Raw genomic sequence first — 20,278 nt, 5'->3', positions numbered from 1 at the left:
GACAGTAGACAGGCTCAAATATTAACGGGGAACATCAGGTCGTCCAGTAAAGGATCGTTAGCATGAGACAGTTATGGAAAGGCTTGTCCAGCTACACGGTGATCGGGGTCGCCAACACCCTTATTCACTGGCAAATCTTCTTCCTGCTCAGCGTGGCGGCCGGTTTCAGTCAGGCTGTCAGTAACCTGGCGGCGTTCTGCGTAGCGGCCTCGTTTTCCTTCTACATGAATGCGCTCTATACCTTTGACAGCAAACTGTCGGTCAGTGGTTACCTGCTGTTCATGGTGGCGATGGGCGCGTTGAGTTACGGGGTCGGCCATGCCGGTGATTTGTGGCGGCTGCACGGTCTGCTGACCGTGGCGTTGTTTTCGGCGTTGAGCCTGGTACTGGGTTTTTTGTTTTCCAAGTACGTGGTGTTTCGCGAGCGTGAGGCATGAAGATCTCGCTTATTGTTCCGGTGTTCAATGAAGAACAGGCAATCGACATTTTCTACCAGGCTGTTCGACGTGAGTTGAAGCTCGATGCCGACGTGGAGATTGTATTTATCAACGACGGCAGTTCCGACCGCACGGCCGAACAGGCAGCCGCGCTGGCGGAGGCGGACGAGTTGGTCATGCTGATCAACTTTTCCCGCAACTTCGGCAAGGAGCCGGCATTATTTGCCGGCCTTGAGCATGCAACCGGCGATGCGGTGATCCCGATGGATGTCGACCTGCAGGATCCCGTCAGCGTCATCCCGCTGCTCGTGGAACGTTGGCAAAAAGGCGCGGATGTCGTGTTGGCAAAACGCCGCGATCGGGGCGCCGACGGCTATCTGAAGCGTCACAGTGCATCGCTGTTCTACCACCTCTTGAATCGTATCTCGTACACCCGGATCGAAGAAAACGTCGGCGATTTCCGGCTGATGGACCGCAAAGTGGTCGATGTGATCCGCACCTTGCCCGAGCACCAGCTGTTCATGAAAGGCGTGTTGTCGTGGGCCGGCTTCAACACCGTGGTCGTGGAATACGAACGGGCACGGCGTGTCGCGGGCAATAGCAAGTTCAACGGCTGGAAACTGTGGAACCTGGCGCTGGAAGGGGTGACGTCGTTCAGCACCGTGCCGTTGCGGCTGTGGACTTACGTCGGTGGCGCCGTGTCGATCTTCGCCGTGCTGTACGCGGTGTACATGGTGATGGACAAGATTTTCTTCGGCAACAGCGTGCCCGGCTATCCATCGCTGATGACCGCCATTCTGTTTCTGGGTGGCGTGCAGTTGATCGGCATTGGCATCCTCGGTGAATACGTCGGGCGGATTTATATCGAGGCCAAGCATCGGCCTCGATATGTCATCAAGGACATCGTCAAAAGCACTCGAGCGACGCCAGAAAAAACCTTCGCGACGAAGAACCTTTGAACGCGATGACTCGAGTGGCCGAGATGCGAGTGAGCCAGCAACAACTCTACCGAGCAGAGTTGATCCTGCTGGTCATCCTGGCGCTAATCATCAGGTTTCACGCTATTTCAACACCGGTCATCTGGTATGACGAAGCCTTCAGCATTCTGCTTGGTGAACGGTCGCCACGGCTCATTTGGGCGACAACGGCCCGTGACGTTCACCCACCGCTGTACTACTTGATACTTCACTACTGGATGCTGCTGTCGGGCAACACCGCATTGTCGGTACGCGGCTTGAGTGCCGTGGCGGATGTCGGAACGCTGGTGCTTTGTCTCAAGCTGCTGAGCCTCGTGGCAACGCGCAGGGCGACCTGTTTTGCCGGGCTGATGCTGGCGTTCTTGCCGCTGTCGGTTCGCTATAGCCAGGAAGTGCGTATGTACGCCTTGCTCGGGTTCTGGTTGATGGGGGCTACGGTCGCCCTGGTCTGTTGGAGTCGTCAGCCACAAGCGAGGCGCTACGCGGTCTTGTATGTGCTGCTGATGGCGGCCGCGTTTTACACCCATTACTTCGCGGCGCTCAGTGTGTTGGTGCATTGGCTGTACTGGTCCGGGCTGGGAAGCGGCGAGTCCACGACGCTGTCTTTTCGAAAATGGTTCCTGGCCAATGTCGCGATTGTGGCTCTGTACCTGCCCTGGTTGCCCCATCTCATTGATCAGCTCAGGCGCATGAATGGGCTTGAGTGGGTGGCCCCGACCACCTGGGAGATGCTGCCGGGGCTTGTTTCGCGCAGCGTCATGATGGTCTCGGCGACTGACCGCGGCCTTGGGTGGGCGTTGCTGGTTTCGGCGTTGGTGCTCGCCTGTTGCGTACTGGCGTGGTTGAAAGGGCGCGCTGATCGTCGCACGGTCCTGCTGTTGCTGGCTTATTTCTTTGTGCCGGTCATCACTGTGTTTCTGGTGTCCCTGATCGTCCCGGTGTTTGTGACCCGCTACCTGGTATTTGCCGCCATTGGCTTGCCTCTGATTGTAGCGCTGGCGCTGGATGGCCTGGCACAGCAGCGAGCATTGATCGCCTACCTCTGTTTGAGTCTGTTTATCGCTGCCCAGGTGCATGGCCTGCTGAAGGTGTATGCGCAGGATGACGGTTTGAATGGTACTGACATTCGTAAGCTGGCCAGGCTGGATTCGGTGGCAGAGGGCATCAATCGTCAAGCCCGGGCGGGCGACGAGATTGTGGTCGACGGTCTGTACTGGTATTTGCCTTTCAGTTACTACAACACCACAGGCATCCAGCCACGACTTTACATCTCCCGCTCGCCAGACGGGCGGACGAGGGGCCCTTACGACTATGGTGGCTGGCGCCTCATACCCCAGCGTCTGGACTGGATTTTTTTCAATGATGTATCGGCGCTGAAACCGGTCGGCAGAAGAATCTGGTGGGTAACGGGCAAGCCCAGACCCGAGGATATCGTGACATTCCCTAAGGGCTGGAAGCAGACGCTCACGATCGAGGGGAATGAAGTCCAGGCACGGCTGTTTATTCTCGAGGGTGGGCGCTGAAGCCCAAGGACTTTCAGCGCTGCAACATCGGTGTCAGGCCGCCGCTACCTCATTGGGTTCGAAGCTGTCCGCCCGTGCCATCTGCCACATCCGCGAATAGAACTCGCCATTCACTTCGCCGGTCAGCAATTCCCCCGGTTTGAGGAATACGTGTAGCTGCGAAAACAACTTGATCTCGGTCGCCGACATGCGCCGCACCAAGTGCTTGGCGGATAACTGTGAAGGATGTTCGAGGCCAGCGGCGGCGAGCATTTCGGCCAGGCCCTTGAGGGTATTGCGGTGGAAGTTGAAGACGCGATGGGCCTTGTCCGGCACCACCAATGCGCGTTGGCGCAAGGTGTCCTGGGTGGCGACGCCGGTTGGGCATTTGTTGGTGTGGCAGCTTTGCGACTGGATGCAGCCGATGGCGAACATGAAGCCCCGCGCCGAGTTGGCCCAATCGGCGCCGATGGCCAGCACGCTGGCAATGTCGAACGCGCTGACGATTTTGCCGCTGGCGCCGAGTTTGATCTTGTCTCGCAGATTCAAACCGACCAGGGTGTTGTGCACAAACAACAGGCCTTCGCGCATCGGCACGCCGATGTGGTCGGTGAACTCCACGGGCGCGGCGCCGGTCCCGCCTTCCTTGCCGTCGACGACGATAAAGTCAGGGAGAATGCCGGTTTCCAGCATGGCCTTGGCGATGCCCATGAATTCCCACGGATGCCCCAGGCAGAACTTGAAGCCCACCGGTTTGCCGCCGGACAACTCACGCAATTGCTGGATGAAATGCATCATCTCGATTGGCGTGGAAAACGCGCTGTGGCGTGACGGTGAGATGCAGTCTTCGCCCATCAGGATGCCGCGGGTTTCGGCGATTTCCTGGGTGACTTTATGTTTGGGCAGGATGCCGCCGTGGCCGGGTTTGGCGCCTTGGCTCATCTTGATTTCGATCATCCGCACTTGCGGCGTTTGCGCCTGTGCGGCGAAGCGTTCCGGGTCGAATCGGCCATCGCTGGTGCGGCAACCGAAGTAGCCGCTGCCCAGTTCCCAGGTCAGGTCGCCGCCGTGTTCACGGTGATAGGGGCTGATGCTGCCTTCGCCGGTGTCATGGGCGAAGTTGCCGAGTTTGGCGCCCTGGTTCAACGCGCGAATGGCGTTGGCGCTGAGCGAGCCAAAACTCATGGCCGAGATATTGAACACCGAGGCCGAATACGGCTGGGTGCACTGCGGGCCGCCGACGGTCACGCGAAAACCGCTAGGGTCGCTCAACGGTGCCGGGCGCATGGAGTGGCCTATGAACTCGAAGCCCGATTGATAGACGTCGATCAGCGTGCCGAACGGTTTGTCGGCGCTTTCATTCTTGGCCCGGGAGTAGACCAGCGAACGCTGGGCCCGGGAGAAGGGCAGGGCGTCGCTGTCGGATTCAAGCAGGTACTGACGGATCTCCGGGCGAATGCCTTCCACCAGATAACGAATGTTGCCGAGGATCGGGTAGTTGCGGCGCACCGCGTGGGGGCTTTGCAGCAAGTCGCCAATGCCGATCAGGCTGAGCACGCCGGTAAGGGCGGTGAACGGCCAGAGCCAGTCGTGTTCGAGGAAGGGCAGGCTGGCGAGGGTGAAGATCACACAGACGGCAAAGAAGGCGTAGCGGCTCAGGAGGGACAGGCTCATACGGTTTCCTTGGGTTCGGACTCGAGTGTTAAAGATTGCAGCCTTCGGCAGCGCCTACAGGGTAATGCGATCAATGTAGGAGCTGCCGAAGGCTGCGATCTTTTCAGGCATTTTGTGCCTGGAGAAAAATCGAAAACAGCTCGGACTGGGATTTGATCCCCAGCTTGCTGTACATGTGTTTCTTATGGACTTTCACGGTTTCGATGGAGATTTCCAGTTTGCGGGCGATTTCCTTGCTGGAGCAGCCGCTGAGCATCAAGCGTCCCACGTCCAGTTCCCGGGCGGTCAATTGCGCACCCTTGAGTTGCTGCACCGACGCTTCCAGTTGCACCCGCCAGTCGCCTTGCACCGGTGCCGGGGCGAGGGCCACCACTTCGTTGATCTCATAGGGTAGACGCTGGCGCAACAACCCGAGCACCCACGGCTGGATCAACGACAACAAGGCTATCTGCTGCGCGCTGAACCGCTGCTTGCTGCCCAGTGACAGGCACAGCGTGCGGTCGCCTTCGAGCTGGCAATTAAACTGTATTTCGTCGGCCACGACATTCACACGAAAGTATCGTTGATAGTACTCGGTGAGTTCGAAATGCTCCGGCGCCACTTCCGACAGGCGATACAAACCGGTACGTGATTGCTCGCGGCAGGCGATGTAGAACGGATCGAGCAGGTACAGGCCGCGCAGGTAATCCTGGAACAACGGGTCGGGGCCGCCGTCTTCGCCTGGGCATTCGGCGAATACTTGCGGGTGCTGGTCGGCGCTGAACAGCAGCGCCACCCAGCTGTCGCAGGGCACGTACTGGTCCAGCAAACGCACCAGTTGCGTCCAGAAATTGGGCTTGTCCAGGGCGTCGATCAATTGCCCCACCGAACGGTGCCAGGCGATGTCGTCTAACGAGAGTGTCATGCATCTACCCCTATCGTGTTACCCCAGCGGCGTGATTTCCCGGCCGCTTGCTTGCTGCGCATACTGGCGCACAGACAGCGACCGGGCAATCTTTCTCCCCGCCCGGCCTTAGAACAAGGAATACCCATGAAGGTCGAACTCGCGCAATTGGCGGGCCGTGACAACGACACGGTTTACAACCTCGAACGTGCGCTGGAGGCGATCAACGCCTGCGCCGCCGACACGCAACTGATCATGTTTCCGGAAAGCCACTTGATGGGCTTCCCGTCGGCCGAGTCCGTGGCCGAGGTCGCCGAGCCGCTGGATGGCCCGACCGTCAGCGCAATCATTGCTGCCGCCCGTGAGCGCAACATCGCCGTGGTCGTCGGCACTGCCGAGAGCGACAACGGCCGTTTCTACAACACCACGCTGCTGATCACCCCCGAAGGCATCGCGCTGAAGTACCGCAAGACGCACCTGTGGGCGTCGGATCGCGGTGTGTTCGAGGCCGGCGACCGCTACGCCACGTGCCTGTGGAATGGTGTGCGCGTCGGCCTGCTGATCTGCTACGACATCGAATTCCCCGAAACCGCCCGCGCCCTGGCGCAACTGGGCGCCGAGTTGCTGCTGGTAACCAACGGCAACATGGACCCGTACGGCCCGACTCACCGCACCGCGATCATGGCACGTGCCCAGGAAAACCAGGCGTTTGCGCTGATGGTCAACCGGGTGGAAGAGGGCGATGGCGGGTTGTTGTTTGCCGGTGGCAGTGCGCTGGTCGATCCGCTGGGCTCGTTGTTGTTCGAGGCCGGTCGCGAGCAAGGGCGGTTCGCGGTTGAGCTGGACCTGAATCAATTGACGGCGGCGCGTCAGGACTATCGATACCTCGATGACCAGCGACTGAAGTTGCCGGGGGAGAGGGTTGAGCATGCGGATGGATTGCGTGAACTGATGATACCTGCGCGCTGAGCATCAAAAGATCGCAGCCTGCGGCAGTTCCTACATGGATCGCGGTCCCCTGTAGGAGCTGCCGCAGGCTGCGATCTTTTGGCGACATCCAAGAACAACAACGCAACACCCGAAATTTGCGCCGAACTCGGCTCTGCCATAAATCTAATAATTCCGGAGTAGTCGCTCATGGCTCGTTTGCAACGCACCCTGTCATTAGGGTCGGTGGTGCTGTTTGGCATCGCCTACATGACGCCGATCATTGTGCTCGGCACCTTTGGCATCCTCGCTCAATCCACCGCTGGTATGGTCCCGGCCGCGTATCTGGCGGCGCTGGTGGCGATGTTTTTCACCGCCATGAGCTACGGGCGCATGGCCTCGGCGTTCCCGGTCGCGGGCTCCGCCTACAGTTATGTGCGCAAGGCCATCAGCCCCAAACTCGGGTTCATCGCCGGTTGGGCGGTGTTGCTCGATTACCTGTTTTTGCCGATGGCGATCTGGCTGATCGGCGCCGCGTACCTCAACTCCGCTTTTCCGGCCGTGCCGCAGTGGATCTGGGTGCTGGCGTTCATCGGCATCACCAGCGCCATCAACATCGTCGGCCTGAAACTGGCCAACGGCATCAACGCCTTGCTGATGCTGGTGCAGTTCCTGGTGCTGATCGCCTTCGTCGCGCTGTGCGTGCACTACGTCGGCGGCGATGCGAGCACGCCGCTGTGGTCGATCAAACCGTTCTTCAATGGCGACATGCAGATGCCGTTGATCATGAGCGGCGCGGCCATCGCCTGTTATTCATTCCTCGGCTTTGACGCGGTCAGCACCCTGACCGAAGAAACCCGCGACCCACGCCGCACCATTCCACGGGCAATCATGTTGATCACCCTGATCGGCGGTCTGATTTTCGTCGGCGTTTCGTACTTCGTGCAGATCGCCCACCCGTCGTTCCAGTTCGACAGCGTGGATTCGGCGGCCTATGAAATTGCCCGCAACATCGGTGGCGACCTGTTTGTCTCGATCTTCCTCATTGGCCTGATCGTCGGTCAGTTCGCGTCGGGTCTGTCGGCCCAGGCCAGTGGCTCGCGCTTGCTCTACGCAATGGGCCGCGACGGCGTGCTGCCGAAGTCGTTCTTCGGCACCTTGCACGAACGCTTCGGCACACCGATCAACAGCATCCTGTTGTGCGCAGTGGTGGCGTTGCTGGCGCTGAAACTCGACGTCACGACCTCAACCTCGTTCATCAACTTCGGCGCGTTCCTGGCGTTTAGCCTGGTGAACCTATCAGTGATCTTTCATTACTGGATTGGCGGCGAGAAGAAAGGCTTGCGCGAATTCGTACTGTTCCTGCTGTTCCCGTTCATCGGGCTGGCGGCGGACCTGTGGCTGATGGTCAGCCTCGATCACCTGGCCATTTACCTGGGCCTGAGCTGGCTGGCGATTGGCGTGGTGTACCTGGCGGTGTTGACGGGTGGTTTCCGTCGTCAGCCACCGGAAATGGATTTCCAAGAGGCTGCATGACGCCTGCGTAGGAGCTGCCGAAGGCTGCGATCTTTTGATCTTGAAAAAACAAAGTCAAAAGATCGCAGCCTTCGGCAGCTCCTACACAATTCGTGGAAGACATGTGATCCTTGCCGTTTTTGAGTCAAAGGTCTTTTTGTCATGTCGACACAAATCCACATCGCCGCCGCCCTGCTGATCGGTCCCGACGGTCGAACCCTGCTGGTGCGCAAGCGCGGCACCGAAGCGTTCATGCAACCGGGCGGCAAGATCGAGCCTCATGAGTTGCCTGTCCATGCTTTGGCCCGGGAGCTGGAAGAAGAGCTGGGTCTGGACATCGATCCGGTGCAGGCCGTTTACCTGGGGCACTTCTCGGCACCGGCCGCCAACGAGCCGGGCTTTGTCGTACACGCTGAGATTTTCCAGCTGCACATCGATGTCGACGTGACGCCTGCGGCAGAGATCGAAGAGGTGCTCTGGATCGACCCGGCGACCGACGGTGGTGTCACGCTGGCGCCATTGACACGGGACCTGATCCTGCCGTTTTATCGAGCATCGCTGACCGCGATCGCCTGATCAATCACGCCAAGGAACCGCCATGATCCCGCTTCAGGACCTGCTGATTTTCGCCGCTGCCGCGTTGCTGATGGTATTGACGCCGGGACCGAACATGATCTACCTGATCTCCCGTTCGATCTGCCAGGGGCGCAAGGCGGGGGTGACGTCGTTGCTCGGCGTGGTGGCGGGTTTCTTCGTGCATTTGTTTGCCGCAGCGGCCGGTTTGACGGCCGTCTTCCTCGCGGTGCCGCTGGCTTATGAAGTGTTGAAGTGGGCCGGTGCGCTGTACCTGTTGTGGCTGGCCTGGCAGGCGGTCAAGCCCGGTGCGCGTTCGCCGTTCGAAGCGCAGCAGTTACCGCCCGACTCGGCACGCAAACTGATCACCATGGGTTTTCTGACCAGTGCTCTGAATCCGAAAATCGCGGTGTTCTACCTCTCGGTGTTTCCGCAGTTCGTCACCCCGGAGCACGGTTCGGTGTTCACCCAAAGCATCGTGCTAGGCCTGACCCAGATCAGTGTCAGCTTCTGCGTCAACCTGATGATTGCGATGTTCGCGGCGGGCATTGCCTCATGGTTCGTCAATAACCCGACCTGGCTGGCGATGCAGCGTTACTTCATGGGGTTCGTGCTGTCGGCGCTGGCCCTGCGGCTGATGCTTGAGCAAAAACGGATGGCCTGAACATGTGGATCGAGCGACTGGATGCCAGCCACGCGCTGGACTATCGCGCGTTGATGCTTGAAGCCTACGACCTGCATCCGCAGGCTTTCACGTCGAGCGTCCGCGAACGCGCGGCCATGCCGCTGGCGTGGTGGGAGTCGCGCCTGACCAGCAAGCTCGATGCGGTGTTCGGCGCGTTCGACGAGGGCAAGTTGGGGGGCATTGTCGGGCTGGCGTTCGAACCTCGGGAAAAGGCCCGGCACAAGGCAACACTGTTTGGCATGTACGTTTCACCGCAGGCCCGTCAGTGCGGGCTCGGCTATCAACTGGTGCAGGCGGTTTTGGCCGAGGCGCAGGCGCATCAAGGGTTGCGGTTGATCAAGTTGACCGTCACCGCCGGCAATGATGCTGCGTTCAATCTGTACCGGCGTTGCGGGTTTATCCAGTTCGGACTGGAACCGATGGCAGTACGAGTGGGCGAGGAATACTTCGACAAGATCCATATGTGCCGTGAGATCTGAAGCACGATCAAAAGATCGCAGCCTTCGGCAGCTCCTACAGGAAAAATGCGTGCCCATGTAGGAGCTGCCGAAGGCTGCGATCTTTTAAAGGTTGTGAGCCAGTCCCCACATGGTGCTAGCGAACCGCGCTCACCCCATCCAGCGTCGAAAACGACGTGTCCTTCGCGGTCAGCAGAAAATCGCGCATGTACGGCGCATCCAGCATGTCGGCGCGAATCCCTGCGTACAGCGTCGCAAACAAGCCTTTCTCACCCAGGCGCTTGGCCTTCACATAACCCCGCGAGCTGTATTCATGCAGCGCCCAATGCGGCATGCCGCACACACCGCGTCCGCTGGCCACCAGTTGCATCATCATCACCGTCAGCTCCGAGGTGCGGACCTGGGCCGGTTCGACATCGGCCGGTTCAAGGAAGCGAGTGAAGATGTCCAGGCGATCCCGTTCCACCGGGTAGGTGATCAAGGTTTCCGTGAGCAGGTCTTCCGGAACGATGTAGGCCTTGCTCGCCAGTTTGTGCTGGTTGGCCACGGCGAGCATCGCTTCGTAGGTGAACAACGGCACATACGTGATGCCGACCAGGTCCACCGGGTCGGAGGTCACTACCAGGTCCAGATCACCTCGGGCCAGGGCCGGCAGCGGAGCGAATGAGAAACCCGACGCCAGGTCCAGTTCCACTTCCGGCCAGGCATCGCGGAACTGGTCGATGGTCGGCATCAGCCACTGGAAGCAACTGTGGCACTCGATGGCCATGTGCAAACGCCCGGCCGTGCCACCGGCCAATCGGCTGATGTCACGTTCGGCAGCGCGCAGCAACGGCAGGGTGGCATCGGCCAGTTGCAAAAGGCGCAAACCGGCGCTGGTGAAACGCACCGGTTTGGTCTTGCGCACGAACAGCGGCATGCCCATGCGCTCTTCCAGTTCCTTAAACTGGTGGGACAACGCCGATTGGGTCAGGTGCAGGCGGTCGGCCGCGTCCACCAGGCTATCGGCTTCGCGCAAGGCGTGGAGGGTCTTGAGGTGACGGATTTCAAGCACCGGAGGGCTCCATGAGGAAAACTTGTGATCAACACGAAAAGGTTGAGTTTGTCTCATGTTTGCCTGGCTGTCGACAATAGCGCCATCTTTTACACAGGAGCACATTCGACATGGCCGTGGCCCACACCCTTGGTTTCCCGCGCATCGGCGCCGACCGCGAACTGAAAAAAGCCCTTGAGTCCTATTGGAAGGGCGACATCGATCAGAGCGCGTTGAACAGCGTTGGCCGCCAATTGCGCGCCACTCACTGGAAACTGCAACAGGATGCCGGCATCGATCTGCTGCCGGTCGGCGACTTCGCCTGGTACGACCAGGTGCTGACCCACTCGCTGACCTTCGGGGTGATCCCCGAGCGTTTCGACAACACCAAGGATGCCCGTGGCCTGCCGACCCTCGACACGCTGTTCGCCATGGCCCGTGGCGCCACCGCGAGCTGCTGCGGCGATGAACACGGCCAGGCGCAATATGCGCAAGAGCTGACCAAGTGGTTCGACACCAACTACCACTACCTGGTCCCGGAGTTCACGGCCGACCAGCAGTTCAAACTGAGCTGGGAACAGTTGTTCGACGAAGTCGACGAAGCCAAGGCCTTGGGTCATACCGTCAAGCCGGTGATCATCGGCCCTTTAACTTACCTGTGGCTGGGCAAGGGCAAATCAAAGGGCAATGGCAACGACTTCGACAAGCTTGATCTGCTGGAACGCCTGCTGCCCATCTACGGTGAAATCCTCGGTCGCCTCGCTGCACAAGGCGTGGAGTGGGTGCAGATCGACGAACCGATCCTGACCCTCGACCTGCCGCAAGAGTGGAAGAACGCGTTCGAGCGCGCTTACCACATCCTTCAGTATTCGCCGTTGAAAAAACTGCTCGCGACCTACTTCAGCGGTCTGCAAGACAACCTCGGTCTGGCCGTTGGCCTGCCGGTGCAAGGCCTGCACATCGACGCGGTGCGTGCGCCGGATCAACTGCTGCACGTACTCGATCGCCTGCCGATCTACAAGATTCTTTCGGTGGGCCTGGTCAACGGTCGCAACGTCTGGCGCTGCGAACTGGAGCCGGTGCTGGCGCAACTGCAATTTGCCCAGGAGCGCTTTGGCGACAACCTGTGGGTCAGCAGTTCCTGCTCGTTGCTGCACAGCCCGGTGGACCTGGAGCGCGAAGACACACTCGACCCGGAACTGAAAAGCTGGCTGGCGTTCGCGGTGCAAAAGTGTGGCGAAATCGCCGTACTGCGCGATGCGCTGAACGACCCGCAAGCGCCGAAAGTGCAAACTGCCCTGGCACAAAGCCGTGCGATTGCTGCGAGCCGCGCCGAGTCGCCGCGCATTCATAAAGCCCACGTGCAGGCCCGCATCGATTCCATCGGTGCTGCGGACAGCCAACGGCATTCGCCGTTTGCCAAACGCATCGAGCAGCAGCGCGCACGTCTGAAGCTGCCGGCCTTCCCGACCACCACCATCGGCTCGTTCCCGCAGACCGGCTCGATTCGTCTGGCGCGTCAGGCATACAAACAAGGCAAGCTGTCGGCCAACGATTACACCGATGCCATGCACCACGAAATTCGCCACGCCGTGCAGGTACAGGAACGCCTGGGCCTCGATGTGCTGGTGCACGGTGAAGCTGAACGCAACGACATGGTCGAATACTTCGCCGAACAACTGGACGGCTATCTGTTCACCCGTTTTGGCTGGGTTCAAAGCTACGGTTCGCGCTGTGTGAAACCGGCGATCATCTATGGCGACCTTAGCCGTCCCAAAGCCATGACCGTCGACTGGATCAGCTATGCGCAAAGCCAGACCGACAAGGTCATGAAAGGCATGCTCACCGGTCCCGTTACGATGCTGATGTGGTCGTTCCCGCGTGAAGACGTGTCGCGCAAAATCCAGGCGCAACAGTTGGCTCTGGCCCTGCGTGACGAAGTGCTGGACCTGGAAGCGGCCGGCATCAAGATCGTGCAGATCGACGAAGCCGCGTTCCGTGAAGGCCTGCCGCTGCGTCGGGCACAATGGCAGGAATATCTGGACTGGGCGGTGGAAGCGTTCCGCTTGAGTGCCAGCGGTGTGCGCGACGAAACCCAGATCCACACCCACATGTGCTACAGCGAATTCAACGACGTAATCGAAGCCATCGCGGCGATGGATGCCGACGTGATCACCATCGAAACCTCGCGTTCGGACATGGAGTTGCTGGAAGCCTTTAAAGCGTTCGACTACCCGAACGACATCGGTCCGGGTGTCTATGACATCCATTCGCCACGGGTGCCGGACACCGCCGAGATGGTCAAGTTGATGGCCAAGGCTGTGCAGCGCATCCCGGCTGAGCGCTTGTGGGTCAACCCAGATTGCGGGTTGAAGACTCGGGCGTGGCCGGAGACCGAGGCAGCGCTGGTGAATATGGTGGCGGCGGCGCGGCAGTTGCGTAGTCAGTTGGCTTAAGGACGTTATCGCGAGCAGGCTCGCTCCTACAGTGGGACGGCGTCCGCCTGACCCTGTGGGAGCGAGCCGAACAACGATAACGCGGTTCTGAGGAAACGACCGCTCGGCACTCTTCATCAAACTGTCACGGAACTGTGGCAGCGCGCTTGAACAAACTTCATCAGACTCGCGCTCTACTGGGGTTCTGCGTTTCGGTGTTTTTCATGCGTGCAAGATTTTTATCGACGGCGGCCTTTCTGGCCGCGTTGTTGTTTAGCCTTCCGTCTTTTGCGGTGTCTCGCTGTGACGTCAATGTGCCGACCGAACGGGTCGATCTGGATCAGGTGAGCCTGGCGTACCAGAGCATCGGCCGTGCGTCGGACCCGGCGTTGCTGCTGGTAATGGGCCTGGGCGGGCAGTTGATTCACTGGCCCGATGAAGTGGTGGTCGCGCTGTGTCAGCAAGGGTTTCGGGTGATTCGCTATGACAACCGCGATGTCGGCTTGTCGACCTGGCGCCAAGCGCCACTGGAAGCCAACCTGACCTTTGAAGTGCTGCGCTACAAACTCGGTTTGCCGGTGTCGGCGCCATACTCGCTGACCGACATGGCCGACGATGGCCTGGGCCTGATGGACGCGTTGCACATCGAACATTTCCACGTGCTCGGCGCGAGCATGGGCGGGATGATCGCCCAGCATATGGCGGCCATGGCGCCGCAACGGGTCGAGAGCCTGACCCTGATCATGACCACCTCCGGGGCCGAAGGCCTGCCCGCGCCGAGTGCGGCGTTGGTGCAGTTGCTGTCGCGTCGCGGTGCCCCGAACCGTGAAGTGGCCCTGGAGCAGCAGGCCGATTTGCTGGCAGCGCTGGGCAGTCCCGCGGTGATGGATGATCGTCAGGCGTTGTTGCATCAGGCCGCGCTGTCGTATGACCGGGCGTTCAATCCCGAAGGCGTGAAGCGGCAGATCATGGCGATCCTGGCGGAGCCGAGCCGGGTGGCGTTGCTCAATCAATTGCGCGTCCCGGCGCTGGTGGTGCATGGCACGGCCGATCCGTTGTTGCCGGTAATGCATGGCGTGCATCTGGCGGCGCATTTGCGCGGTAGCCAATTGAAGCTGATTCCGGGGTTGGCCCACCGATTCCAGGAGGCTTTCAAGGCGCCGTTGCTGGCGGCGGTGTTGCCGTACTTGCGCGAACACCGCGAGGACACTTCGCATTGGGCGCAGATCGAACCGGTGGCTGAACACAACCTTCTCTAACACCGCGATCAACTGTGGGAGCTGCCGAAGGCTGCGATCTTTTGATCTTTTTTAAAAGCAAAATCAAAAGATCGCAGCCTTCGGCAGCTCCTGCACAAAAAGGGGTTATGCAGGTGTATTGTGCAAACTTTGCGACGCGTTTCAGCCAGCGAGGTGTGTAATGAGTGCCCCTTTGAAAATCGATTTCGTCAGCGACGTCTCCTGCCCCTGGTGCGTCGTCGGTTTGTATGGCCTGACCCAGGCCTTGCACATTTTGCGCGATGAAGTCAGCGCCGAGATCCGTTTCCAGCCATTCGAGCTGAACCCGAAGATGGCGCCCGAAGGGCAGAACATCACCGAACACATCACCGAGAAGTACGGCTCGACACCCGAGCAATCGCAAAAAAATCGCGAGATGATCCGCGCACGCGGTGCCGACGTCGGTTTTGCCTTTCGCACCGACGGCAACAGCCGCATCTACAACACCTTCGATGCCCATCGCCTGTTGCACTGGGCCGGTCTTGAAGGGCGGCAACAGCCACTCAAGGAAGCGTTGTTCAAGGCGTATTTCACCGACGGTGGCAGTCCTTCAGACCCTGTGCAGCTGGCGAACATCGCTGAAAGCACAGGCCTCGACCGCTCGCGAGCCGAAGCCATTCTGGGGTCGGACGAGTTTGCCAAAGAGGTCCGTGAAGAAGAACAGGCATGGCTGTCGCGTGGCGTCAGTTCGGTGCCAACCGTGGTGTTCAACGGCCAATACGCTGTCACGGGCGGTCAACCGGTGGAGACTTTTGTCGGCGCAATCCGGCAAATCATCAGTGAGGCGAAGGGCGGCACCGTCAGCTGACAGATTACAGTCGTCAAATAAGTGTCAATGTGCCACTATGGTTTTGGCCGTTGCTGCCGATACACGCAGCAACGTTTTCAATCATAGGGATTTGATCCATGACATTCCACGCTCTACGCACGTTCGCTGCACTGACTCTGCTTGCCTGCCTGACCCTCACTGGTTGTGCCAACGTCCAGCCGCCGGTACCGCTCGACCAACAATTTTGGGATGCCAAGGAGCCGACCATCGGCGTGGCGATCAGCGTCTTGCCGCCTCCGGTGCTGGCGTTGACCGGAAATCAGGGCCTCCTCGATTACGCCATCAACTCCGGCGTTAACAGCAAACTCAGTGACAACGTCAAAACCTGGCAGGTTCGTGATCTGGATACCTTGCCCGATGCGATCGTCGCCAAGCTGCAGGCCAAGGGTTACAAAGCCAAGCGCATCGACGAGAAAGTCGACCTGGCGGCCTACAAGGAAACCAAATTCCGCGAAGGCTATACCGTCAAGGACCTGACCCCGATCAAGGCCAAATATGGCGTCGACCGTCTGCTACTGGTGTATGTCACCGCCACCGGGGCTACCCGCAGCTACTACAGCATCGTACCGACCAGCGTGCCGTTGGCGCAGGTAGGCGGGCAGGGCATGGTGGTTGATCTGTCGGACAACAAACTGCTGTGGTTCCAGCCATTTGTCGCGGTACAAGCCGCACAGGGCGAGTGGGACGAGCCGACCTACACCAACCTGTCCAACGCGTTCTACCAGGCGATGGATAACAGCCGTCAGCAAATGATCAGCCCGTTCGCCAAATGAAGCGCTCGATCGTAGCGGCCAGCGTGCTGGCCCTGCTGATGCTGGGCGGCTGTGCGCAGAAACCGGCGCCCGAGGCCGGTTTCAAGGACCAGGGCGCGTTGCCTTACGTCCAGGCGCACGGGCTAAAGGTCGATGTGCAGGTGCCGCCAGCCTTTGTCGGCGCCAGCACCGTGATCGATAGCAAGGATGCGCTGAAGGCCGCATCGTCGAGCCAGGCGCTGTTGCTGAACTCGGGCACCGGTGCCGGGTTGGCGGGGGTGTTGGTGGCCAGCCTGGTCAACACCCAGATGGGCAGCGGTACTTTGCAGCGCGATGCGGAAAAGTCCGCCCTCAAGGATTCACGGCCCCTGGCGGAATTGCTCGCCGGCGTGCCTTTGCAGGAACGATTGCAGCAGCGCTATCAGCAGGCCTCGCAAGTGGCCGGGCTCAAGCAGGGCGAAGGGCAGGTCACGGCGCGTTTGTTGATCGAGCCGAAACTCATGCTGACCCCGGACCGTGGCAGTTTTGTCCTGGTCAATCAGGTTCAGGTCCAGGACATCGCCGGTTCGCCGCTGTACCGCATGCGCATCGAAGTCACCAGCCAGCCGATCCGTCGTTGCGGCAACCAGTGCATCGATGACGGCAGCCTTGAGCTGGCGAAAGTCACCGCGGTGCTCGACGAATGCATCGATGAAGCCATGCGCGTACTGGCCACGGACTTGATGCAACCGGCTCCGCCACCGGCAGCCCAGGAAACCTTGCGTTACGTGCTCGACGGTCAACGCGTGGTCGAGCGTGGCTATCAACTGGCGAACAACGGAAATTACTGGCGTTACCGTAACCTCTACGGCGCGGTGAAATCAGTTCCGGTGCCGTTTGAGGATGCGCTGACCCAGGCGCAGCTTGAGAAAGTCTACGGACGCTAAACACCAAGCCGGCACCTACAGAATTTGCACTTCTCAGTGGCTCAACCCGTACTTCTTCACTTTGTCGAACAGGGTGGTCTTGGCCATGCCCAGTTCCTGGCTGGCCTGTGTGAGGTTGCCGCCGCTGCGTTGCAAGGCATCGCTCAGCAGATTGCGTTCGAACGCTTCCACCGCTTCCGCGAACGCCAGGCCTTGGGTGCTGCCGCTGGCGCCGGGCTTCTTGAAGGCCGGTAAGCCGAGGGCAAAGCGTTCGGCGACGTTGCGCAGTTCGCGCACGTTGCCCGGCCAGTCGTGGCTCATCAAACTGGAAACCGTCTGGTTATCCAACTCTGGCGCGATCCGGTCGAAGCGCAGGGACGACTGCTGCAAGAAGTATTCGAACAGTTGCAGAATGTCTTCGCGACGCTCGCGCAGCGGCGGCAGTTCCAGGGTCACCACGTTGAGCCGGTAATACAGGTCGCTGCGAAACTCACCCGCCTTGCTCGACTCGACGAGGTCGGATTTGGTCGCCGCAATCACCCGGCAATCCACCGCCACGCTCTGGTTCGAGCCGAGGCGTTCGAGGGTGCGCTCCTGCAGTACCCGCAGCAATTTGATCTGCAAGGGCAGGGGCATGCTTTCCACTTCGTCGAGGAACAGCGTGCCGCCGTCGGCGTGTTCGATCTTGCCGATTCGGCGTTTGCCGGCGCCGGTGAAGGCGTTGGCTTCGTGGCCGAAAATTTCGCTCTCGAACAGGTTCTCCGGCAGGCCGCCGCAGTTCAGTGCGACAAACTGTTTGGTGTGGCGTCGACTGAAGTCATGCAGGCAACGCGCAACCAGTTCCTTGCCGGTGCCGGTTTCGCCTTCGATCAGCACATTGGCCGAGGTGTCGGCGACGTTGGCGATCAACTCACGCAAATTCTGCATGGCGGGGGAGCGGCCGATGATCCGCCCTTCAAGGGAGTCGCGTTCGGCCAGTTGCCGACGCAACGACGACACTTCCCGCGCCAGGCTGCGCTGTTCCAGCGCACGGCGGGCCACGTCCACCAGCCGCTCCGGAGAAAACGGTTTCTCCATGAAGTCGTAGGCGCCTTTCTGCATCGCGCCGACGGCCATGGAAATGTCGCCGTGCCCGGTAATCAGCACGACCGGCAAACTGCGATCACGCTCTTTGAGCCTGCCCAGCAGTTCCAGGCCATCGATGCCCGGCAGGCGAATGTCGCTGATGACGATGCCGGCAAAGTTGTCGCCGACCTGCGCCAGAGCTTCTTCGGCGCTGCCCACGCCAATGCAGGGAATGTCTTCGAGGGTCAGCGCCTGTTGGCAACCGAGCAGTACGTGGGGGTCGTCTTCGACGATCAAAACACTAAGGTCGTTGTTCATATTGGCTCGGCGGGAGTGGGGCTTACCAACGGTAAACTGAGGACGAATGCGGTACCACCGCTGGCCGGGTGTTCGACACCCAGGTGCCCGCCGGTGGCGGCAGCCAGGCTCGCGGACAAGGTCAGGCCAAGGCCTAGACCCTGTTCGCCGGGTTTGGTGGTGAAGAACGGTTCGAACAAATGCTTGCGCGCTTCGGCGTCGATGCCATGGCCGTTGTCGCGAACTCGCAGGCGGTATTTGCCATCGACTGCTTCACCTTCGAGCCAGAGTTCAGGTAGCGGCTGAGCCTGCATGGCGTCGAGGGCATTGCCGATCAGGTTGACCAGAATCTGCTCGAGGCGGGTCTGGTCGATCCGCACCTGCACCTCTTCAAAATGGCAGTGCAGCTGTGTGTTTTTCATGCGCCCGTCGAGCAACTGCAACGCTGCATTCACGCCTTTGCCGAGGCACGCCTGACCCTTGTCGTCACCGCGCCGGGCGAAGGAGCGCAGGCTGGCGGTGATGCGACCCATGCGGTCGATCAATTCGTTGATGGTCTTGAGGTTGGTGCTGGCGACGTCCAATTGACCGCGCTCCAGAAAACGCACGGTATTGCCGGACAAGGTGCGCAGCGCCGCCAGTGGCTGGTTCAGTTCGTGGGCAATGCTGGTGGACATCTGGCCGATGGCCGCGAGTTTTCCGGCCTGCACCAGTTCATCCTGGGCGCGGCGCAACGTCTCTTCGGCATGGCGTCGTTCGCGGATCTGGCCCTTGAGCCGTTCGTTGCTGGCGCGCAGGTCGACGGTGCGTTCGGTAATCCGACGCTCCAGTTGATTGTTGGCTTCCTGCAAGGCTTCCCGGGCTGCCAAGCGCGTGGCGATCACCTTGCGCCGCTCGTTCCAGGCAATCAGCAGGAAGGCGACAAGGGCAAACGCCACCGCCACCAGAATCCCCTGATTGATCGCTTCGCGGCGCAAATCCTGCAGCGGCGTCAGCAGGGTGAAATTCCACGGTGTATCGCTCAGTGGACGGGTCTGCGACAGGTAGCTGATGTTTTCATCGTCGGACACCAGCTCGCTGTTGGCCGGGAAGGTGAGTTTTTCCACACCTTCGGACAGGGTTTCCCGGGCCAGCGGTTGCAGTTCGTTGAGCGGGAACCAGTAGTACTGCAGGCTGCGAGCGAGTTTCTCTTTCGTTTCATCCCTCAGCGGCACCACGGATTTCAAGCGCCGCGCCGGATCGCTGGAGAGAATGATGATGCCGTTCTCGTCACTGACGAAGGCTTCGAGACGCGCTCGCTGCCAGCGTTCTTCCATGGCTTCGAGGCGCACCTTGACCACCGCGACGCCGATGATCTTGCCGTGTTCTTCCAGGCCATGGGCCAGGTAATAGCCGGGTTCGCCGTTGGTGCTGCCAATACCGTAGAAGCGTCCCGGCTGACCGCGTATGGCGTTCTGGAAATAGGCACGGAAGGACAGGTCTTCACCGAGATAACTGTCGACATCGCGCCAGTTGCTGGTGGCCATGACGCGGCCGGTGGTGTCCATCACGTAAATGGCCCGACTGCGGCTACGCCGGTTCAGGCCTTCAAGGTAATCGTTGACCGTTTGCCGGTGTTCCGGGCTCGGGTCGGCCAGCAGCTTCGAAACACTGGTTTCGAGTTCCAGCAGGCTGGGCAGGTAGGTGTATTTGCTGATTTCGCTTTCGACGGCGCGGGCGTGCAGTTCCAGCTGACGCTGGCCGTTTTCGCTGAGGCTGCGGATGCCATAGTGTTCACTGATCCAAAAGCCGATGTAACCCAGGCCGATCATCAGGGCGATGATCAGCGGCGGCAGGAACAGGTGGCGAATCAGACGGGGTTTCACGGCGAGTGATGGCGACGTGGCGCGGTAGAGTTCGGGGTCGCATTTCATCACAGATGCCTTGGGTCAACCACAACAACAAGCCCAGAGGACTCCCAGTAGGAGCTGCCGCAGGCTGCGATCTTCTGATCTTGTTTTTTACAAGCCAAGTCAAAAGATCGCAGCCTGCGGCGGCTCCTGCAGGGGAGACCG

At 60.2% G+C, this 20,278-nt stretch carries 18 protein-coding genes; 13 read left to right on the top strand and 5 right to left on the bottom strand.

Going from position 1 to position 20,278, the window contains the following annotated elements; translation table 11 throughout:
- The first annotated feature begins 62 nt into the window (after positions 1-62).
- From KVG88_RS08615 to KVG88_RS08605, 3 genes are read left to right on the top strand one after another with little or no spacing between them, the layout of a single operon-like run.
- A complete protein-coding gene (locus tag KVG88_RS08615; protein ID WP_217871087.1) occupies positions 63-437 on the top strand; it encodes a GtrA family protein in 375 nt (124 codons plus the stop codon).
- Positions 434-1,396, top strand: coding sequence for a glycosyltransferase family 2 protein (locus KVG88_RS08610; protein WP_150701997.1), 963 nt, complete (start codon positions 434-436; stop codon positions 1,394-1,396). The genes KVG88_RS08615 and KVG88_RS08610 overlap by 4 nt, the downstream gene beginning before the upstream one ends.
- Positions 1,397-1,419: 23 nt before the next feature.
- A complete protein-coding gene (locus KVG88_RS08605; protein ID WP_225933934.1) occupies positions 1,420-2,937 on the top strand; it encodes a glycosyltransferase family 39 protein in 1,518 nt (505 codons plus the stop codon).
- A gap of 33 nt (positions 2,938-2,970) precedes the next feature.
- Here the strand turns inward: KVG88_RS08605 and KVG88_RS08600 are convergent, their stop codons facing one another.
- Both KVG88_RS08600 and KVG88_RS08595 read right to left on the bottom strand, forming a co-directional pair.
- Positions 2,971-4,590, bottom strand: a complete 1,620-nt coding sequence (locus KVG88_RS08600) for an FMN-binding glutamate synthase family protein (protein WP_150701999.1) — start codon at positions 4,588-4,590, stop codon at positions 2,971-2,973.
- A 103-nt stretch (positions 4,591-4,693) separates the two neighbouring features.
- Positions 4,694-5,494, bottom strand: coding sequence for a helix-turn-helix transcriptional regulator (locus KVG88_RS08595; protein ID WP_150702000.1), 801 nt, complete (start codon positions 5,492-5,494; stop codon positions 4,694-4,696).
- 126 nt (positions 5,495-5,620) lie between these two features.
- Between KVG88_RS08595 and KVG88_RS08590 the strand changes: the two genes are divergently transcribed.
- The 5 genes from KVG88_RS08590 to KVG88_RS08570 all read left to right on the top strand — a co-directional run bounded on the left by KVG88_RS08590 (position 5,621) and on the right by KVG88_RS08570 (position 9,652).
- Positions 5,621-6,442, top strand: coding sequence for a carbon-nitrogen hydrolase family protein (locus KVG88_RS08590; RefSeq protein ID WP_217871086.1), 822 nt, complete (start codon positions 5,621-5,623; stop codon positions 6,440-6,442).
- Positions 6,443-6,610: 168 nt separating this feature from the next.
- Entirely contained in the window at positions 6,611-7,936 is a 1,326-nt protein-coding gene (locus tag KVG88_RS08585; protein ID WP_217871085.1) for an APC family permease, read from the top strand.
- A 141-nt stretch (positions 7,937-8,077) separates the two neighbouring features.
- Positions 8,078-8,491 carry an NUDIX hydrolase gene (locus tag KVG88_RS08580; RefSeq protein WP_150702003.1) on the top strand — a complete coding sequence of 138 codons (414 nt, stop codon included), beginning with the start codon at positions 8,078-8,080 and terminating at the stop codon, positions 8,489-8,491.
- A 22-nt stretch (positions 8,492-8,513) separates the two neighbouring features.
- Positions 8,514-9,152, top strand: coding sequence for a LysE family translocator (locus KVG88_RS08575; protein WP_217871084.1), 639 nt, complete (start codon positions 8,514-8,516; stop codon positions 9,150-9,152).
- Positions 9,153-9,154: 2 nt separating this feature from the next.
- The gene (locus KVG88_RS08570) at positions 9,155-9,652 is read left to right on the top strand and encodes a GNAT family N-acetyltransferase (protein WP_150702005.1); all 498 of its coding nucleotides are present in this window, start codon (positions 9,155-9,157) and stop codon (positions 9,650-9,652) included.
- A gap of 115 nt (positions 9,653-9,767) precedes the next feature.
- Here KVG88_RS08570 and metR read toward each other — a convergent pair whose 3' ends face one another.
- Complete coding sequence (gene metR / locus KVG88_RS08565) at positions 9,768-10,685, bottom strand: transcriptional regulator MetR (protein WP_150702006.1); 918 nt, start codon at positions 10,683-10,685, stop codon at positions 9,768-9,770.
- Positions 10,686-10,795: 110 nt separating this feature from the next.
- Here metR and metE point away from each other — a divergent pair, with 110 nt between their 5' ends.
- The 5 genes from metE (at position 10,796) to KVG88_RS08540 (ending at position 16,883) form a co-directional block, all read left to right on the top strand.
- A complete protein-coding gene (gene metE, locus KVG88_RS08560; protein WP_217871083.1) occupies positions 10,796-13,120 on the top strand; it encodes a 5-methyltetrahydropteroyltriglutamate--homocysteine S-methyltransferase in 2,325 nt (774 codons plus the stop codon).
- A 203-nt stretch (positions 13,121-13,323) separates the two neighbouring features.
- The gene (locus KVG88_RS08555) at positions 13,324-14,358 is read left to right on the top strand and encodes an alpha/beta fold hydrolase (RefSeq protein ID WP_217871082.1); all 1,035 of its coding nucleotides are present in this window, start codon (positions 13,324-13,326) and stop codon (positions 14,356-14,358) included.
- 160 nt (positions 14,359-14,518) lie between these two features.
- A complete protein-coding gene (locus KVG88_RS08550; RefSeq protein WP_217871081.1) occupies positions 14,519-15,184 on the top strand; it encodes a DsbA family oxidoreductase in 666 nt (221 codons plus the stop codon).
- Between the two features lie 98 nt (positions 15,185-15,282).
- Complete coding sequence (locus KVG88_RS08545) at positions 15,283-15,978, top strand: hypothetical protein (protein WP_217871080.1); 696 nt, start codon at positions 15,283-15,285, stop codon at positions 15,976-15,978.
- Positions 15,975-16,883: a hypothetical protein gene (locus tag KVG88_RS08540; protein WP_217871079.1), complete on the top strand. Its 909-nt coding sequence runs from the start codon at positions 15,975-15,977 to the stop codon at positions 16,881-16,883. The genes KVG88_RS08545 and KVG88_RS08540 overlap by 4 nt, the downstream gene beginning before the upstream one ends.
- Before the next feature lie 33 nt (positions 16,884-16,916).
- Here the strand turns inward: KVG88_RS08540 and aauR are convergent, their stop codons facing one another.
- Both aauR and aauS read right to left on the bottom strand, forming a co-directional pair.
- Positions 16,917-18,245 carry a two-component response regulator AauR gene (gene aauR, locus KVG88_RS08535; RefSeq protein ID WP_217871078.1) on the bottom strand — a complete coding sequence of 443 codons (1,329 nt, stop codon included), beginning with the start codon at positions 18,243-18,245 and terminating at the stop codon, positions 16,917-16,919.
- Positions 18,242-20,137: a two-component sensor histidine kinase AauS gene (gene aauS, locus KVG88_RS08530; protein WP_217871077.1), complete on the bottom strand. Its 1,896-nt coding sequence runs from the start codon at positions 20,135-20,137 to the stop codon at positions 18,242-18,244. Before aauS ends, aauR begins: the two co-directional genes overlap by 4 nt.
- Positions 20,138-20,278: the final 141 nt, after the last annotated feature.

This window comes from Pseudomonas azerbaijanoccidentalis, assembly GCF_019145495.1.
In the GTDB taxonomy this organism is placed as follows: domain Bacteria; phylum Pseudomonadota; class Gammaproteobacteria; order Pseudomonadales; family Pseudomonadaceae; genus Aquipseudomonas; species Aquipseudomonas azerbaijanoccidentalis.
Note: the sequence above shows the minus strand (reverse complement) of the source record. Positions and strands in the feature narration are given on the sequence as shown.

Coding starts and splice junctions, on each gene's coding strand:
- KVG88_RS08615 (WP_217871087.1), top strand. CDS start 63: ATGAGACAGTTATGGAAAGGCTTGTCCAGCTACACGGTGATCGGGGTC.
- KVG88_RS08610 (WP_150701997.1), top strand. CDS start 434: ATGAAGATCTCGCTTATTGTTCCGGTGTTCAATGAAGAACAGGCAATC.
- KVG88_RS08605 (WP_225933934.1), top strand. CDS start 1,420: ATGCGAGTGAGCCAGCAACAACTCTACCGAGCAGAGTTGATCCTGCTG.
- KVG88_RS08600 (WP_150701999.1), bottom strand. CDS start 4,590: ATGAGCCTGTCCCTCCTGAGCCGCTACGCCTTCTTTGCCGTCTGTGTG.
- KVG88_RS08595 (WP_150702000.1), bottom strand. CDS start 5,494: ATGACACTCTCGTTAGACGACATCGCCTGGCACCGTTCGGTGGGGCAA.
- KVG88_RS08590 (WP_217871086.1), top strand. CDS start 5,621: ATGAAGGTCGAACTCGCGCAATTGGCGGGCCGTGACAACGACACGGTT.
- KVG88_RS08585 (WP_217871085.1), top strand. CDS start 6,611: ATGGCTCGTTTGCAACGCACCCTGTCATTAGGGTCGGTGGTGCTGTTT.
- KVG88_RS08580 (WP_150702003.1), top strand. CDS start 8,078: ATGTCGACACAAATCCACATCGCCGCCGCCCTGCTGATCGGTCCCGAC.
- KVG88_RS08575 (WP_217871084.1), top strand. CDS start 8,514: ATGATCCCGCTTCAGGACCTGCTGATTTTCGCCGCTGCCGCGTTGCTG.
- KVG88_RS08570 (WP_150702005.1), top strand. CDS start 9,155: ATGTGGATCGAGCGACTGGATGCCAGCCACGCGCTGGACTATCGCGCG.
- metE (WP_217871083.1), top strand. CDS start 10,796: ATGGCCGTGGCCCACACCCTTGGTTTCCCGCGCATCGGCGCCGACCGC.
- KVG88_RS08555 (WP_217871082.1), top strand. CDS start 13,324: ATGCGTGCAAGATTTTTATCGACGGCGGCCTTTCTGGCCGCGTTGTTG.
- KVG88_RS08550 (WP_217871081.1), top strand. CDS start 14,519: ATGAGTGCCCCTTTGAAAATCGATTTCGTCAGCGACGTCTCCTGCCCC.
- KVG88_RS08545 (WP_217871080.1), top strand. CDS start 15,283: ATGACATTCCACGCTCTACGCACGTTCGCTGCACTGACTCTGCTTGCC.
- KVG88_RS08540 (WP_217871079.1), top strand. CDS start 15,975: ATGAAGCGCTCGATCGTAGCGGCCAGCGTGCTGGCCCTGCTGATGCTG.
- aauR (WP_217871078.1), bottom strand. CDS start 18,245: ATGAACAACGACCTTAGTGTTTTGATCGTCGAAGACGACCCCCACGTA.
- aauS (WP_217871077.1), bottom strand. CDS start 20,137: ATGAAATGCGACCCCGAACTCTACCGCGCCACGTCGCCATCACTCGCC.